The sequence below is a fragment of the Ruegeria sp. B11 genome, assembly GCF_056539785.1.
Window position 1 is genome coordinate 1,122,343 of the sequence record NZ_JBQFVO010000001.1, and the last position, 14,731, is coordinate 1,137,073.

Genomic DNA, 14,731 nt, shown 5'->3' on the forward strand with positions numbered 1-14,731 from the left:
CGTCCAAAGTAAATAGACGAAGAGCTAAATTTCAGCCAAGGTCCCCACATGAACAAGGTTGAACCGCATGTCCCTGACCCAGATGCACTGGCACAGCCGATCGGCGATCCGCTGGGGGAAATCCTCCATTTGCTGAAATTGACAGGTACATTCTATTGCCAGTCTCGCATGACAGCGCCATGGGGCGTATCCATCCCAGGTTTTCCCGGCGTACTGAGCTTTGCGGTTATCACACACGGGCGGTGTTTCATGAAGGTCGGTTACGATGACCCGTTCGAGGTCGAAAAAGGCGATTTGGTGCTGATGACCAGCGGCGCACCGGTCGGTTTCTTCAGCTCGGAAGACACCCCGCTTTTAACTCTGGAAGAGCTGCCGATACGCAAGGTGACCGAGCTTTATGAAACACTGGAATACGGCGGCAGCGGCGCGGAGACGGGCATCATGTACGGCCTCGTCAGGATCGATCACGCCGCCAGTGGTATGTTGATGCACTTGCTTCCGGATGTGCTCAAAATCGACCCGTGGGAAGAGGATGCCGGAAGCTGGCTACAAGCAACTTTGCAATTCATCGCAAAAGAGGCACGGGTATTGAGACCGGGCGGCGAAACCGTGATCACGCGACTGGCCGATGTGGTTGTCATTGAGGCCATTCGTCGTTGGCTGAACAGCGCACCAGACGCAAACCGCGGCTGGCTGAAAGCGGCGCGAGACCCGCAGATCGGGCGCACGATAGTCGCCATTCACCGTACGCCTGCTGCGGCTTGGACAGTCGAGTCTCTCGCGGAGGTTGCTGGGATGTCCAGATCCGCGTTCGCGGCGCGGTTTACTGAGTTGGTAGGCGTTCCGGCAATCCAGTATCTTGCAACGTGGCGTATGCATCTGGCGCGCGAAAGGTTGGTGTCCACCGATCAGCCTATCTCGCAGATTGCCGTTGACATCGGATACCTGTCTGAGCCTGCGTTCAACAAAGCCTTCAAACGGGTATTTGGCGCACCACCGGGAAAAATCAGGAAGAACAGAGTTCACTCCGTATCCAGCCGAAACTTGAGAAACTGAGCATCTTCGTATTCGATCTCGCCGATGTGTTTGGCACCGAGTTTCCGGAGTGCACCCAGGTTTTTTCTACTTGGTGGCAGCAGAAACGTGACAAAGGGGATACGTTTGTCAGCGATCGCAAAGTCGATTGCCATTTTGGAAATCCGTTTCCCAAGTCCAAAGGCGTCGGGCCGCAAAACCAACCCAAAATCCCACTCGCCACCTTCTTTTTGAAAGCCCCCCCATCCAACATACCGACCGCCTGACAAAAACGCCCAATGTCCAAGACCGTCCCGCGCCCAGTAGCCTTCCTTTTTGGCGATAAATTCTCTTGCGACCTCAACATTCCATTTGAACGTCAAAAGCGGCATATGCTCTGCTACCCGGGGGTCGGACATATGAACCGAAATGTCATTCGGGTCGATTTCCGAAAGGCGCGCAAATGAAATCCCATCGTTCATCATTGTACTCATTTGATGGCCCGAGATGTCCCTCGCATGCAAAGTAATTCTGGCGCGAATACTGTTTCACAGCTTTCTCGCGACAATGTACCGGCTCGGCAACAACCCGGCTTGATCCGCTGTCTCAACGATATCGAAGCCCGCACGTTCAACAGCGTGCTGGAGTTGAGCTACGGATACAAAATTTACGAACGGAGCTTTCCCGAGCACCTGCATAATCGGGATCGCTATTCGGCTGATTATGCCATATTTGAACCTTCCACTCTCTGGAGCGCAGACGGTCTTGGAAATGAATACCCCACCGGGTTTTGTAAGGGTCGCAATGTGTTCGAGTGCATGGCCCATATCGGGTACAAGGTGCAGTAGATTATGTGCGAGGACAGCGTCGTAAGAACCGTCGTCAGGATCGTGCTGTAGAACCTCGGCCACTTTGAACGTGACATTCTCCAACTCTTCTTCAGCGAGTTTCTCGTTTGCGATTTCGATCATCCCCGGTGCGAGATCGGAGGCAGTGACTTGCGCCACATGCGGTGCCAGTAGCAACGCGGTTGACCCCGTTCCACACCCGATTTCCAATACACTGTCTTCGGCTTGCAGGTAGGACTTTGAACGTTCGAGCGTGTTCAGATACCCTTCCATGTTCCGGATAGGATCAGCCGCATATTTGCGCGAAATCTTGCTCCAGAACTCGGCATCTTTGGACAATGCAGCCATCTTTGATCTCTCTTTCAAACTTTTCACAGCAGCCAGTAAATTAAAACGCGATTTTATGGAATTGCCAGATATTGCAGAACTGTTATGCATTAATGCATGAATTGGAACGCTATCAATTTCGATTGGAACCAGGCTCGGTCCTTTCTTGCAACGGCAGAAGAAGGTTCGTTTTCCGCGGCAGCGCGCGTGCTTGGGCAGACCCAACCAACCGTCGGTCGGCAAGTCGCCGCGCTGGAACAGGCGCTCGGCGTCATCTTGTTTGAAAGGGTTGGCAAGTCGCTTAATCTGACAACCGCTGGTGCTGAGATGTTGGTACATGTCAGTGAAATGGCAATTGTTGCGAACAGGATTTCTCTGACCGCGACAAGCCAGTCGCAAGCCATTGAAGGGCAAGTCAGGATCACTGCCTCTGACGTGATGTCAGCTTATCAGCTGCCGCCCATTCTTAAGCAAATCAGGCTCGCGGCACCGCGGCTTGATATCGACGTGGTGGCAGCAAATGACATACGAGACATACAGCGGCGCGAGGCAGATATCGCCATTCGGCATGTACGCCCTACACAGCCGGACCTGATTGCAAAGCTGGTGGCAGAAGCGACGGCACATTTTTACGCTGCCCCTTCGTACCTCGAACACGTTGGACGACCAAGAAATGAAGACGAACTTGCCAAGTTGGATTTCGTCGGTTTTGGCGACATTGACACGATGATTGGATTTCTCAATCCGGCTGGCATCGAAGTAACCCGCAAGAATTTCCGCATTGGATCGCAGAGCGGGATAGTGTCATGGGAGCTTGTGCGCCAAGGCTTCGGCATTAGTGTTATGTCAGACGATGTGGCGGCCCTTACACCCGGCGTGGAGCGAGTTCTACCCGAACGTGAGCCATTCAAATTTCCTATCTGGTTGGCCACACATTCTGAGTTACAAACAGCGCGAAGGATCAGGTTGGTTTTTGATCAGCTTGCAGACCATCTCGGCTCGCGGATAAATTATTGAACGTGAGTTGGTCTGGTGTCGTGAACTGGAGTCTGCTTCTGGCTCGGAGCGGACCATCGCAGCAGTTGGCCCAAACGGCAGCTTTGCGCTTCATCGCAGACGTTCGAGGTCGAAGATTTGATATCCAATCCCAGGTCGCTTGAAAGCGCTTTCGCGTTACGTCATAACCGCATGCGATCTTCCCTTCTTGGTCTTTCGGGTCGATAGTTGCCTTGGCGGTGCTGTCAGACGAATTCGAACCAGTCTCTATTAGGCCAGTGACGCTGTCCTTTATCCAGCACCAAGTTGACGCCACTCGCTAAGAGCGGCGGCAGGGGTCAGCTTGAAGGTGTCTCGGCTGGTCAGCGATCTTTCCTGGTTGAAGTGGTTGTAGACAGAGGAATGGACGGAGGCGAATTTCTGCAAACTTCGCATGCGCCTGAAACGTTGCATGGCGCGTTCACGCCGTCGGAAAGGAAGGTGCGAATTCTCGACACGGTTATTGAGCCACCTGCCCGTCTGCTGTTTTTCGGTAGCGCCGAGCTCTCTAAGAGCAGCTCGATACGACGCGAAGCGATCGGTGACTACTTCTTCAGCTTTACCGTGCCGCTTCATCGATTTCCTGAGGAATTTCAATGCTGCTTGCTTGTTTCGACGTTTGGTAACGTTTGCTTCCAGCACTTCGCCCTCATGATCGACGGCCCGCCAGAGGTAGTGGCGTTTGCCATTCACCTTCACGAAAACCTCGTCCACGTGCCACTTCCATTTGGAGTATGCTCTCAATTTCTGAACACGCCTTCTTCGGATCTCAGCAGCAAACATTGGGCCAAACCTGTTCCACCAATATCGGACGGTTTCGTGGCTAACGTCGATCCCGCGTTCGTGCAACAGATCTTCGACATTCCGAAGCGAGAGCGGGAAACGGATGTACAGCATCACTGTAAGGCGGATGATCTCAGGGCTGGTTTTGAAGTATTTGAAAGAAGCAGGTCTGGTCATGGACAAAAGCTACGCACCCCCCCTGCCCCGCTCAAGCAAAGTTCTTCTGACAAGACCCGGACAGGAGCCTATTTCGCCGAGCATCACGGACTGTCGGTCATCTGCCTGCGCATCGGATGGACGCAATGGACTCATGACAATCAGCCCGGCACGCATATGGCGATGGGCCGATGGGGTCAGGAAATGTGGCTGAGCGATCGGGACTTTTTAGGCGGAATGCGCGCCGCAATAGATGCCAAGGACATTTCCTTCGCAGCCCTGAACCTAATGTCAGATAACCCGGGGATGCGCTGGGATATCACCGAAACGCGGCAAGCGATTGGCTACTCTCCAAAGAACGGAAGCCCCGCGAAAACAACAGTGGGCATTGTCTTAAGATCCACGCTGAAACGGCTGTTTACAGTCAGACCCCCAGCTATTTCACGACACGTTTTCCGGATTGGTAGAGTACACGGTCCGGGCATTGTTGCGTCTCGCACAATCAGCTTCCGAAACTTCGCATCGAATTAAGAACTTGAAAAGATGAGCGTTTTCCTCTTCGCAGTCGACGGAGAGTGACATAACACCCCTGCCCCGCTCAACCCAAGTTCTTCTGACAATACCTCCGGAATTTTCGAACGTTTGCTGGCGCAGCCGGAGGCCGGGTCAGCGGAGGCGGTACAGACTTCAGTTGCGGATTTAGTAAACCTCGTCCACGTGCCACTTCCATTTGGAGAACGCGCGCAGTTGCTGAACACGCTTCCGTCTGATCTCAGCAGCAAACATTGGGCCAAACCTGTTCCACCAATACCGGACAGTTTCGTGACTCACGTCGATGCCTCGCTCTTGCAACAGATCTTCGACATTCCGAAGCGAGAACGGGAAACGGATGTACAACATCACCGCAAGGCGGATGATTTCGGGACTGGTTTTAAAGTACTTGAAAGAGGCAGGATTGGTCATAGGCAAAAGCTACGCAACACCCCTACCCCGCTCAAGCAAAGTTCTTCTGACAAGACCCAAGAAAAAGTTCTCCTGACAAGTCTCCACCAAGCGTTCAGTTTGTATAGAGAAATGGACCATAGCCATTTCTATCGAGCATTTCGAATGCCAACCTAAACTGAGTATGAGCGAAGATAAGCATTTTCATTGGGCATATTGCCTTCTACCTAGGAAGAATTTGCATGTTCCAAAGAAACAGCCACACCAAGAGTTTCAGCAAAAAGCGCGATAGCTCGGCGACATGCTGATTGGGTTTTCAAAAGAGCGAATTTTTACTCCCTAATGGACTAAAACTTGCTCTAAGAAGTTTTTTGTGCGCTCGCTCTTGGGGTTGTTGAAGAAGCTCTCCGGGTCGTCTTCCTCGATGATTTCACCAGCATCCATGAAGATAACCCGATCTGCTACTTTCCGTGCGAAACCCATTTCATGAGTAACGCAAATCATAGTCATCCCTTCCTGGGCCAGCGTCACCATAACGTCCAGAACCTCGCCGATCATCTCAGGGTCCAGAGCCGAAGTAGGTTCGTCAAACAGTAGAATGTCGGGCTTCATACAAAGCGCCCGCGCGATGGCCACGCGCTGCTGTTGGCCGCCGGACAGCTGGCCGGGATATTTCGGGGCCTGATTAGCGATCTGGACCTTTTCCAGATACATCATCGCGGTCTTTTCGGCCTCGGCCTGCGAGATTTTGCGGGCCAGCATCGGGGCCAGAGTACAATTATCAAGGATCGTCATGTGAGGGAAAAGGTTAAAGTGCTGAAACACCATACCTACTTCCTGCCGCATCTTGTCTATGTTCGGATCTTCGGCGCTGATCGCGTGGCCATTTATCTCAATCTGACCGGACTGATGTTCCTCAAGTTGGTTGATTGTCCGGATCATTGTCGATTTACCCGATCCGGAAGGTCCGCAGACGACGATTTTCTCGCCCTTCGTCACGGTCAGATTAATGTTCTTGAGGGCGTGGAAAGATCCGTAGTATTTTTCCACTTTGCTTAGTCTGACGGCTGGTGTTTCGGACATGGCAATCCCCCCCTTCAGGTTTTTATTGCGGCTGTGATGATGATCTCGACTTTCAATACATCCCGCGCCAGACGGGCCTCGCCACAGGCTCGGGCGGGCGCATGGCCTTCGGGCACCCAGGCATCCCAGACGGCGTTCATTTCAGCAAAATCCGCCATATCGCGCAGCCAGACGATAGCCTGCAGGATATGTTCGCGGTCCGAGCCCGCCTCTGCCAGCAGGGCATCAACGCGCGACAGACAGTCCTGCGTTTGTTCGGTGACGTTGTCACCCGCACCAACCTGACCGCACAAATAGGCGACGCCATTGTGCTTGACGATCTTCGACATTCGGCCACCGGTGTGGAGACGTTCTATCATTTCAGCAGCCCCCGGCCCTTCAGCGCATCGGAAATCTCATCCAGAATGGCCGGATCGTCGATTGCGGCCGGCATCTTGAATTCAACACCGTCGGCAATCTTCTGCATCGTCCCGCGCAAAACCTTGCCAGAGCGCGTTTTCGGCAACCGCTTGACCGGAATGGCGGTTTTAAAGGATGCGACTGCCCCGATCTGTTCCCGCATCAGCGCGACCAACTCTTTTTCCAACTCTGCCGAATCCCGTTCGGCTCCATCATTGGTCACATAGAAACCCAACGGCATTTGACCTTTCAGAGCGTCCGCCGCGCCGACTACAGCACATTCCGCGATGTCGGGATGCGCCCCAATCACCTCCTCCATCGCGCCGGTCGACAGGCGGTGCCCGGCCACGTTGATGATGTCATCCGTGCGCGCCATGATGAAGACATACCCGTCCTCATCAATGATCCCCGCATCCGACGTGGCGTAGTAGCCGGGGAATTCGTTCATATACGAGGTCAGGAACCGTTCCGGCGCGTTCCAAAGCGTCGGAAAACCCGAGGGCGGCAGCGGCAGCTTGCACACGATGTTGCCGAGAGTGCCGGGTTTGACCCCATGCCCCTCGTCGTCCAGAACCTGTATGTCGTACCCAGGCATCGGCTTGCCGGGCGAGCCGTATTTGACTGGAAACTGCCCCAATCCCACCGGGTTACCCGACATGGCCCAACCGGTCTCGGTTTGCCACCAATGGTCGATCACCGGACGTTGCAGTTTCTGCTCAGCCCACTGGATCGTCGCTGGATCCGAGCGCTCCCCGGCCAGAAAGAGTGTGCTGAATTTGGACAAGTCATACTGACCGATCAACTGGCCTTTTGGGTCCTCTTTCTTGATCGCCCGGAAGGCCGTCGGGGCGGTAAACAGCGCTGCAACCTCATGATCCTGAATGACTCGCCAGAAGGCGCCTGCGTCGGGCGTGCCCACCGGCTTGCCCTCGTAGACCACGGTGGCGCAGCCATGTAGCAGCGGCCCGTAGCAGATGTAGGAGTGCCCAACGACCCAGCCCACGTCTGATGCTGCCCAGAACACCTCACCGGGTTTGATCCCATAGTGGTGCTGCATCGTCCATTTCAGCGCCACCATGTGCCCGCCATTGTCGCGCACAACGCCTTTAGGCTGGCCGGTCGTGCCGGAAGTGTACAGGATGTACAGCGGATCGGTCGCATCGACCGGCACACATTCCGTGGTTTCCCATGCTGCCTTTGCTGCGCCGACCAGTTCGGCATAGTCCAGGTCGCGACCCGGAGTGAGTTCTGCCAGTTCCATGTCGCGTTGCAGGATCAGACAGTGCGCGGGCTTGGTGGTGGCTTCCTCAATCGCAGCATCCAACAATGGTTTGTAATGCACGATCCGACCCGGCTCGATCCCGCAGGAGGCCGAGATAATCATCTTGGGTGCGGCATCATTGATGCGGGTGGCCAGTTCATGGGGTGCAAAGCCGCCGAATACGACCGAGTGGATCGCTCCCAAACGAGCGCAGGCCAGCATTGCAAACACTGCCTGCGGCACCATCGGCATGTAGATGACAACGCGGTCGCCTTTACCGACGCCATGCGCCCGCATGACCGAGGCCAACGCGCCGACTTCGGCCTGCAATTCAGCAAAGCTGAAGGTCCGAACCGTATCCGTGACCGGGCTGTCATAGACCAGCGCCTTGCGGTCGCCATGCCCGGCCTCGACATGGCGGTCGACACAGTTCCAGCAGGTGTTGCAGGTCGCCCCTGCAAACCAGCGCCCGTAGACGCCTTTATCCGGGTCAAAGACCTTTTCGGCTGGCGTGAACCAATCGATCTGCTCGGCGGCCTTTCCCCAAAACGCCTCGGGGTCGGCCTGCCAGCTTGCATATGCGTCTGTGTAGCTCATGACATCACATAGTTCAGGCCGAGGCGACCGCCATCGACATAGATCGTTTCACCAGTGACATAACTGGCCTTTTTGGAACACAGGAACGCCACCACATCGCCGATCTCGCGCGCGGTGCCTGCGCGGCCCATCGGCGTGCGCGACATCGCCATCTTGAAGGCTTCGGGGTTGGCATTCACACCAGCCATCATCTCGGTATCAATCGAGCCGGGACCAACCGCATTGACACGAATGTTTTTCGGAGCCAGCGCCAGTGCAGCAACCTTGGTCAGCTGCATTACCCCGCCTTTCGAGGCGCAATAGGCCGGGATCGCAGGGATCGCGACCTGCGCGTTGATCGACGACATGTTCACAATCGCACCTTCGATGCCTTTCTCGACCATCGTGTTCGCAACCCGCTGCATCGCCACAAACACGCCACGCAGGTTGATATCCATCACCTGGTCGTAGGCGGCCAGATCATAGTCCAGGAAATTCCCCGGCATCGCGACACCCGCGTTGTTCACCAACGCCGCGACCGGGCCATGCTCGGCCTCAACCGTGTCGAACATCGCGCTGATGGCGTCCACATCGCCCATGTCGCAGACCATTCCTACCCCGCCAACGGTCGCGGCGGCTTCGCGCACGCTGTCCTGAATGTCGACCAGAATGACCTTGTAGCCATCCTCGCTCAGCGCCTCGGCGCAGGCCAGCCCAATGCCCTGCGCGGCCCCGGTTACAACTGCTATAGGAGTGTCAGCCATCTGCGTTTACCCTTCAAATCCGTAATCTCGCTTTGCCTGTTCGGCTGTGATGAACCCGGCGGCCAAGTCGCCTGCCACCGCATCACGATCCCTTTGCTCGGGTGCGCCATAACCACCGCCGCCCGGCAGACTGAGTCTCAGCCGCTGGCCGTTCTTGACCAGTTGCCGACCCTTCGAGCGCAGCTTTGTCCCATCGGACAGTTCGACTGCCCCTGCACCACCGGCCAGCCCGCCATTCCGCCCGCGCGCTGGGTTGACTACCCGGTCGAACATGGCGTTGAAGTAGAAATCATAACCTTCGCGCGGTTCGATCTCGATGGTCTGACCCAGACCGCCGCGCAAAGCCCCAGCTCCACCTGAGCCGTCGCGCAGGTCCTTGCGCCAGACAGTGATTGGCCCGACATGTTCGGTCGCCTCGACGCTCATGGTTGATACGCCGGAGGGGAAGGCCGTGGCGCTCAGCCCGTCAAAGGCCGGGCGCGCACCGGTGCCGCCCGAGTTGAACATCAGCACCTCGCGGTTTGGCAGGCCGCTTTCGGGGTTCGAGGCCCGCGCAGAAATCTGAATGTTCCACAGAGCGCTCGCACCTTCGGCCGGAACTGTGTCGGGCATCGCCTTGTGCAACGCGCCCAGAACCACATCCGGCACCAAATGGCCCATGACGTGGCGCACCGAAACTGGCGCGGGACGTTTGGCCGCTAAGATGCAGCCCGCTGGCGCGGTGATCTGAAACGGCTCAAGCGAGCCTGTGTTGTTCGGCACCTCGGGTGCAATTACACATTTTAGTGCGTAACAGGCATAGGCGCGGGTATAGACCTCGGGGCAGTTCACGCCGAACCGGCTCATCCCCGATGTGCCCGCGAAATCCGCCAGCAGTTGATCGCCATCGACGCTAAGCGTCACCTCCATATGCACCGGGGCGTCATAGCCGTCGACTTGCATCGTCTCGTGATAGGTGCCCGAGGGCACTTTGGCGATCGCCTCCAGCGTCGCCTTACGGCTTGTCTCGATGACGAAATCCGACAGGGATTGCAGGTCGTCAATATCGAACTCATCCATCATCGCCTGAAGGCGGCGGTCACCAGCCTCGTTACAGGCGGCCAGCGAGTACATATCGCCCACAGTCTGATCCGGGGTCCGCACATTGGCGCGGATCATTTCAATCAGCAGAGGTTGAACCTGACCACGTTCGGCGAATTTGGTGATGGGGATCAGTAGACCCTCTTCGAAAACCTCATTGCCGTCCGGGCCAAATCCGCGCCCGCCAATGTCCACCACATGCGCGGTGCATGCGAAATACCCAATATGCGCGCCCTTGCGGAACACCGGAGTGACAACGGTGATGTCATGCAGGTGCCCGGTGCCCAGCCAAGGATCGTTGGTGATGAAGACATCGCCGTCGAACGTGTTCTGTGGCCCGATTTGAGCAGTAAAATGCGTGACGCTTTCTGCCATCGCATTCACGTGGCCCGGAGTTCCGGTCACAGCCTGCGCGATCATCCGGCCCTCGCGGTCGAACAGACCCGCCGACAGGTCGCCCGCCTCGCGGACGGAAGTTGAAAAGGCCGTACGGATAAGTGTTGTGGCCTGTTCCTCCACAACCGCTATCAGGCGGTTCCACATGATCTGATGATCGATATCTGACGCACCCATGGCTTAAACCTCCTTCGCCAGCAACAGCAAACTTCCATCGCCCTGCCCAACCGCGCGATAGCCCGAGGTAACGACGGTCGACGTTTCGGATTCGACGATGATCGCAGGGCCTTCGACCGCCTTGCCCGGCGCCATGCTGGGCCGATCAACCTCGCGTGCTTCAACCGATTTGCGCAGGGCGGCATCGAAGAACTCGCGCGTCCGCGCGACATCCGCGTCCGACCCACTGTTGTGGCTGATAACAGGTTCGGCATCCGGCAAAACCGTGGAGACTGTCAAAAGCCAATTGGTGATCTCAACTGCCAACCCGTCGATGATCCGACCAAAGAGCGTACGGTAGGCGTCTTCGAACGCCTTAAGGATCAGCGAAACATCACTGTCTTCAAATTGCTTGTGCGGCAGCACCACGGGAATTTCCCATCCCTGACCAAAATAGCGCATTTGAGCGGTCAGACGGATTTCGGTCTCTGCACCCTTGGCACCTTCGTCGACGAAGGCGCGCGCCTCAGCTTCCATCTCGATCAACGCAGCGTTCACCGCGCCAGCGTCGAAATCGTCCAGTCGCTGGAACAGCCCGCGTGTCGCCTCAAAGCTAAACGGCGCTTTCAGGAACCCGATGGCCGAGCCTACACCCGCACCCGGAGGGATGATCAGCGCCTTGATCCCAAGCTTTTCGCATTGGCGACAGGCGTGCAGCGGCGCACCGCCACCAAAGGCGATCATGGTAAAATGCTCGATGTCGCGCCCGTTCTCGACCGTATGAACTCGCGCTGCGTTGGCCATATTCTCATCCACCAGTTCAGTGATCCCAAAGGCGGCATCCCCGGCGGAGAGGTTAAGTTTGGTGGCGGCTTTTTCGGATTCCGCCGTGTGCAATGGGATAGCACCCCCGGCAAAATTGTCCGGATCCAGACGGCCCAGAAGCAGGTTCGCGTCCGTCACTGTCGGCTCGGTCCCGCCACGCCCATAACAGGCTGGTCCAGGTTCCGACGCCGCTGAGCGGGGCCCAACCTGCAAACGGCCCATGCTATCGACCGAGGCAATCGAACCGCCGCCCGCCCCGATTTCGACCATCTCGACAACGGGTGTCGACACGGTCATGCCCGAGCCTTTTTTGAACCGGTAGGTCCGCGCAACTTCGAAGGTATTGGCTGTCTTGGGCGCGCCGTCTTCGATCAGGCAAATCTTGGCGGTGGTTCCGCCCATGTCAAAGCTGAGTACTTTGTCCAGACCATGTGCCCGCGCAAAATCAGCTGCGAAGATCGCCCCACCAGCCGGGCCGGATTCCAGCAAGCGCACAGGCTGTTCCGCAGCGGTTTCGACCGAGATCAGACCGCCGCCAGAATGCAGCATAAACACAGGCGCCGTCACTCCGGTGTCGCGCAAGCGCGCCACCAGACGGCCCAAGTAGTCGGCGACCTGCGGTTGCACATAGGCATTGGCGATTACCGTGTTGAAACGTGGCAGTTCCCGCATCTGCGGCGAGATCACCGAAGACAACGAAATCGACAGGTCTGGCATCGCCTTGCGCAGCGCCTCGCCCATGGCCACCTCGTGCGCGTCATTGGCATAGGCATGGATCAGGCCGATGGCGACCGCTTCGAACCCACCTGCCTTGATCCTATCGACCATCGCGTTGACCTCGGACAGGTCCAACGCCAGCAGCACCTCTCCGTCCGGCCCCATGCGTTCGTTCAGCGTAAAGCGGTCCTGACGCGGCACCAGAGGTTTCGGCAGGTTGAGGTTCAGGTCATATTGCTCAAACCGGTTTTCCGAGCGCATCTCGACCACGTCTCGGAACCCTTCGGTGGTGATAAATGCAGTTCTTGCACCGCGCCGTTCGATCAGCGAATTGGTCACTAGAGTGGTGCCGTGGATAACCTGACCGATGTCACCCAATGCGACACCCGCCTGATCCGCAGCCTTGACGATCCCGTCCAGAATGGCCTGTTCGGGCTGAATGTAGTTGGTCAGAACTTTGCAGGTGGACAAACCGCTAGGATGTTGCAGCGCTACATCCGTAAAGGTTCCACCAATGTCAACGCCGACGCGTATTTTTGAATTGCTCATGGGTCTCTAAAGGCTCTTGAGGACTTGGTTGGCCGTGAAAGCCGTTTGGTAAAGGCGGGACATGATCGGGGCCGATGGCACGGTCGACAATTCGGTCATGGGAAGTGGAAGGTCCTTGGGGTCCATGCCCGAAATCAGTTTGGCCATGCATTCGCCAAATATCGTCCCGGTGGTGATGCCACGCCCGTTGTAACCGATCGGAGTAAGTAGATTGGGCGCCAACTGATAGATACGAGGCAGGTGATCCGGGGTCATGGCTATTTTCCCATGCCACGCTTCCTCGAACTCTACGGGGCCGAGTTCTGGATAGAGGCGCGAAAGCTGTTTCTTGGCCCAACGGTGCGACAATCCTCGACCGACTGACCCGACGACCGCACCCATGGAGCCGATCACAAGGCGGTCATGTGCATCGCGCCGTATGCTGAACATAATCTGACCTGTGTCCCAGATACCCTGACGACCAGGTAAGATGTGCGACATATCCGCGGCCAGAGGCTTCGTGGCCAGCTGAAAATAGCGGATCATAGTGAACACGCGATTCAAGCCCGGCCAAAGCGTATCGCTGTAGGCATTGGTACCCAGCACAACGTACTTGGCCTTGACCGCTCCTCTATCGGTTTCGACAACCCATTTTCCACCGTCTCGCCGAAGGTTGGTTGCGCGCACACCCGTGCTGATTTCGGCGCCCGCGCCCTTTGCGGCACGCGCAAGACCCCGGCAGTAACCCATCGGGTTTATGGTGCCTGCTCGGTGGTCCAACAGGCCACCAAAAAACACGCGAGTCCCTGTTTTCGCCACCATTTCTTTTTCGGATAGCAAATCGACTGGTTCGCCCAGACGTGCCCATTCCGCATGGCGCGCCTTCAAATCTTCGAAGCCAGACGGTGCATGCGCTGCGTGAATGGTTCCAGTTTTGGTAACCTCGCAGCGGATCTGGTGCTTTTCGACCAGATCAAAGACTTGCGCGGGTCCCTCTCCAAACCGCTTTACAAAGCGAGGCCCGTAAGTGTCACCCAGCTTTTTCCGGACCGCAGCTGGCGGGTGCCAAACCCCTGCATTGACCAGACCCACATTGCGCCCTGAGCCACCAAACCCGATATGCTTGGCTTCAAGCACGTGGGCACCCAATCCCCGCTCTGCACAATAAAGCGCGGTCGACAAACCGGTGAACCCACCACCAACAATGGCGACGTCCGTTTCCGCGTCGCCTGTCAATGGGTTCCGAATGTCCGGCTCTTCAGCTGACATATGCCAAAGGGAGATCGGGCTGTCTGTATTCATGCGCGGGCACCCTCTTTATTGAACTGAAGAAAACGCCAGACAAACTGACGATTCCTGTTAACTCAAGTTGCAACGATCTTCTCAATGTGTCAATATACGAAAAATGTGTTTTATATAGCGGAACAAATGATCATGGCAAAGCTCAAAATAACTGCCGCCCAAATGGTGCAGGACTCTCGGGACCGTATTGAGGAAATCGAAACAGCGGACCTGATTGAAATGCTCAGCGATCCCAATGTTATTGTTGTAGACATCCGTGATGTACGCGAGCGTCAACGTAACGGCTTCATTCCAGGAAGTTTCCACGCCCCGCGCGGGATGATCGAATTTTGGGTCGACCCCGACAGCCCATATCACAAGGACATTTTTGCGCAGGAGGGCAAGAAATACGTCTTCCATTGCGCTTCAGGCTGGCGCTCGGCTCTTACCGTAGCCACGTTGCAAGACATGGGTTTTGAAGCCGCACATCTGAAGGACGGCTTCGGGTCTTGGGAGAAATCCGGCGGACCCGTCGAGAAAAAGGATTGAGTTTAAATCGG

The 14,731-nt window shown here is 56.5% G+C and carries 13 protein-coding genes and 2 pseudogenes; 4 read left to right on the forward strand and 11 right to left on the reverse strand.

The window, feature by feature from the left end; translation table 11 throughout:
• Positions 1 to 48: 48 nt before the first annotated feature.
• Positions 49 to 1,056: an AraC family transcriptional regulator gene (locus ACR0I1_RS05665; RefSeq protein ID WP_480705361.1), complete on the forward strand. Its 1,008-nt coding sequence runs from the start codon at positions 49 to 51 to the stop codon at positions 1,054 to 1,056.
• On the opposite strand, the gene ACR0I1_RS05670 is transcribed toward ACR0I1_RS05665, so the two are convergent.
• The gene (locus tag ACR0I1_RS05670) at positions 1,023 to 1,496 is read right to left on the reverse strand and encodes a GNAT family N-acetyltransferase (protein ID WP_480705363.1); all 474 of its coding nucleotides are present in this window, start codon (positions 1,494 to 1,496) and stop codon (positions 1,023 to 1,025) included. The two genes, ACR0I1_RS05665 and ACR0I1_RS05670, sit on opposite strands and share 34 nt — an antisense overlap.
• 66 nt (positions 1,497 to 1,562) lie before the next feature.
• Entirely contained in the window at positions 1,563 to 2,300 is a 738-nt protein-coding gene (locus ACR0I1_RS05675) for a class I SAM-dependent methyltransferase (RefSeq protein WP_480705365.1), read from the reverse strand.
• A gap of 6 nt (positions 2,301 to 2,306) precedes the next feature.
• Here ACR0I1_RS05675 and ACR0I1_RS05680 point away from each other — a divergent pair.
• Together ACR0I1_RS05680 and ACR0I1_RS05685 are read left to right on the forward strand one after the other, a co-directional pair.
• A pseudogene (locus tag ACR0I1_RS05680) lies at positions 2,307 to 2,450 on the forward strand (LysR family transcriptional regulator); the annotation flags it as partial.
• Positions 2,451 to 2,516: 66 nt separating this feature from the next.
• The gene (locus ACR0I1_RS05685) at positions 2,517 to 3,206 is read left to right on the forward strand and encodes a substrate-binding domain-containing protein (RefSeq protein ID WP_480705754.1); all 690 of its coding nucleotides are present in this window, start codon (positions 2,517 to 2,519) and stop codon (positions 3,204 to 3,206) included.
• A gap of 270 nt (positions 3,207 to 3,476) precedes the next feature.
• Here ACR0I1_RS05685 and ACR0I1_RS05690 read toward each other — a convergent pair whose 3' ends face one another.
• From ACR0I1_RS05690 to ACR0I1_RS05730, 9 genes and pseudogenes are all read right to left on the reverse strand, one after another.
• Positions 3,477 to 4,184, reverse strand: coding sequence for an IS6 family transposase (locus ACR0I1_RS05690; RefSeq protein ID WP_480705367.1), 708 nt, complete (start codon positions 4,182 to 4,184; stop codon positions 3,477 to 3,479).
• A gap of 681 nt (positions 4,185 to 4,865) precedes the next feature.
• A pseudogene (locus tag ACR0I1_RS05695) lies at positions 4,866 to 5,126 on the reverse strand (IS6 family transposase); the annotation flags it as partial.
• Between the two features lie 318 nt (positions 5,127 to 5,444).
• Positions 5,445 to 6,188: an amino acid ABC transporter ATP-binding protein gene (locus tag ACR0I1_RS05700; RefSeq protein WP_170597110.1), complete on the reverse strand. Its 744-nt coding sequence runs from the start codon at positions 6,186 to 6,188 to the stop codon at positions 5,445 to 5,447.
• 14 nt (positions 6,189 to 6,202) lie between these two features.
• A complete protein-coding gene (locus tag ACR0I1_RS05705) occupies positions 6,203 to 6,547 on the reverse strand; it encodes a RidA family protein (protein ID WP_170597109.1) in 345 nt (114 codons plus the stop codon).
• A complete protein-coding gene (locus ACR0I1_RS05710) occupies positions 6,544 to 8,445 on the reverse strand; it encodes a propionyl-CoA synthetase (RefSeq protein ID WP_170597108.1) in 1,902 nt (633 codons plus the stop codon). Before ACR0I1_RS05710 ends, ACR0I1_RS05705 begins: the two co-directional genes overlap by 4 nt.
• Positions 8,442 to 9,188, reverse strand: coding sequence for an SDR family oxidoreductase (locus tag ACR0I1_RS05715; RefSeq protein ID WP_170597107.1), 747 nt, complete (start codon positions 9,186 to 9,188; stop codon positions 8,442 to 8,444). Before ACR0I1_RS05715 ends, ACR0I1_RS05710 begins: the two co-directional genes overlap by 4 nt.
• 6 nt (positions 9,189 to 9,194) lie before the next feature.
• Positions 9,195 to 10,841 carry a hydantoinase B/oxoprolinase family protein gene (locus tag ACR0I1_RS05720; RefSeq protein ID WP_480705370.1) on the reverse strand — a complete coding sequence of 549 codons (1,647 nt, stop codon included), beginning with the start codon at positions 10,839 to 10,841 and terminating at the stop codon, positions 9,195 to 9,197.
• Between the two features lie 3 nt (positions 10,842 to 10,844).
• A complete protein-coding gene (locus ACR0I1_RS05725) occupies positions 10,845 to 12,911 on the reverse strand; it encodes a hydantoinase/oxoprolinase family protein (RefSeq protein ID WP_480705372.1) in 2,067 nt (688 codons plus the stop codon).
• Between the two features lie 6 nt (positions 12,912 to 12,917).
• Positions 12,918 to 14,192: an NAD(P)/FAD-dependent oxidoreductase gene (locus ACR0I1_RS05730; protein WP_170597104.1), complete on the reverse strand. Its 1,275-nt coding sequence runs from the start codon at positions 14,190 to 14,192 to the stop codon at positions 12,918 to 12,920.
• Positions 14,193 to 14,324: 132 nt separating this feature from the next.
• On the opposite strand from ACR0I1_RS05730, the gene ACR0I1_RS05735 reads away from it, so the two are divergent.
• Entirely contained in the window at positions 14,325 to 14,720 is a 396-nt protein-coding gene (locus ACR0I1_RS05735) for a rhodanese-like domain-containing protein (RefSeq protein ID WP_170597103.1), read from the forward strand.
• Positions 14,721 to 14,731: the final 11 nt, after the last annotated feature.

Excerpts from the sequence above, each read along its gene's own strand:
- ACR0I1_RS05665 (WP_480705361.1), top strand. The coding sequence starts at position 49 with ATGAACAAGGTTGAACCGCATGTCCCTGACCCAGATGCACTGGCACAG.
- ACR0I1_RS05670 (WP_480705363.1), bottom strand. The coding sequence starts at position 1,496 with ATGAACGATGGGATTTCATTTGCGCGCCTTTCGGAAATCGACCCGAAT.
- ACR0I1_RS05675 (WP_480705365.1), bottom strand. The coding sequence starts at position 2,300 with ATGCATAACAGTTCTGCAATATCTGGCAATTCCATAAAATCGCGTTTT.
- ACR0I1_RS05685 (WP_480705754.1), top strand. The coding sequence starts at position 2,517 with ATGTTGGTACATGTCAGTGAAATGGCAATTGTTGCGAACAGGATTTCT.
- ACR0I1_RS05690 (WP_480705367.1), bottom strand. The coding sequence starts at position 4,184 with ATGACCAGACCTGCTTCTTTCAAATACTTCAAAACCAGCCCTGAGATC.
- ACR0I1_RS05700 (WP_170597110.1), bottom strand. The coding sequence starts at position 6,188 with ATGTCCGAAACACCAGCCGTCAGACTAAGCAAAGTGGAAAAATACTAC.
- ACR0I1_RS05705 (WP_170597109.1), bottom strand. The coding sequence starts at position 6,547 with ATGATAGAACGTCTCCACACCGGTGGCCGAATGTCGAAGATCGTCAAG.
- ACR0I1_RS05710 (WP_170597108.1), bottom strand. The coding sequence starts at position 8,445 with ATGAGCTACACAGACGCATATGCAAGCTGGCAGGCCGACCCCGAGGCG.
- ACR0I1_RS05715 (WP_170597107.1), bottom strand. The coding sequence starts at position 9,188 with ATGGCTGACACTCCTATAGCAGTTGTAACCGGGGCCGCGCAGGGCATT.
- ACR0I1_RS05720 (WP_480705370.1), bottom strand. The coding sequence starts at position 10,841 with ATGGGTGCGTCAGATATCGATCATCAGATCATGTGGAACCGCCTGATA.
- ACR0I1_RS05725 (WP_480705372.1), bottom strand. The coding sequence starts at position 12,911 with ATGAGCAATTCAAAAATACGCGTCGGCGTTGACATTGGTGGAACCTTT.
- ACR0I1_RS05730 (WP_170597104.1), bottom strand. The coding sequence starts at position 14,192 with ATGAATACAGACAGCCCGATCTCCCTTTGGCATATGTCAGCTGAAGAG.
- ACR0I1_RS05735 (WP_170597103.1), top strand. The coding sequence starts at position 14,325 with ATGGCAAAGCTCAAAATAACTGCCGCCCAAATGGTGCAGGACTCTCGG.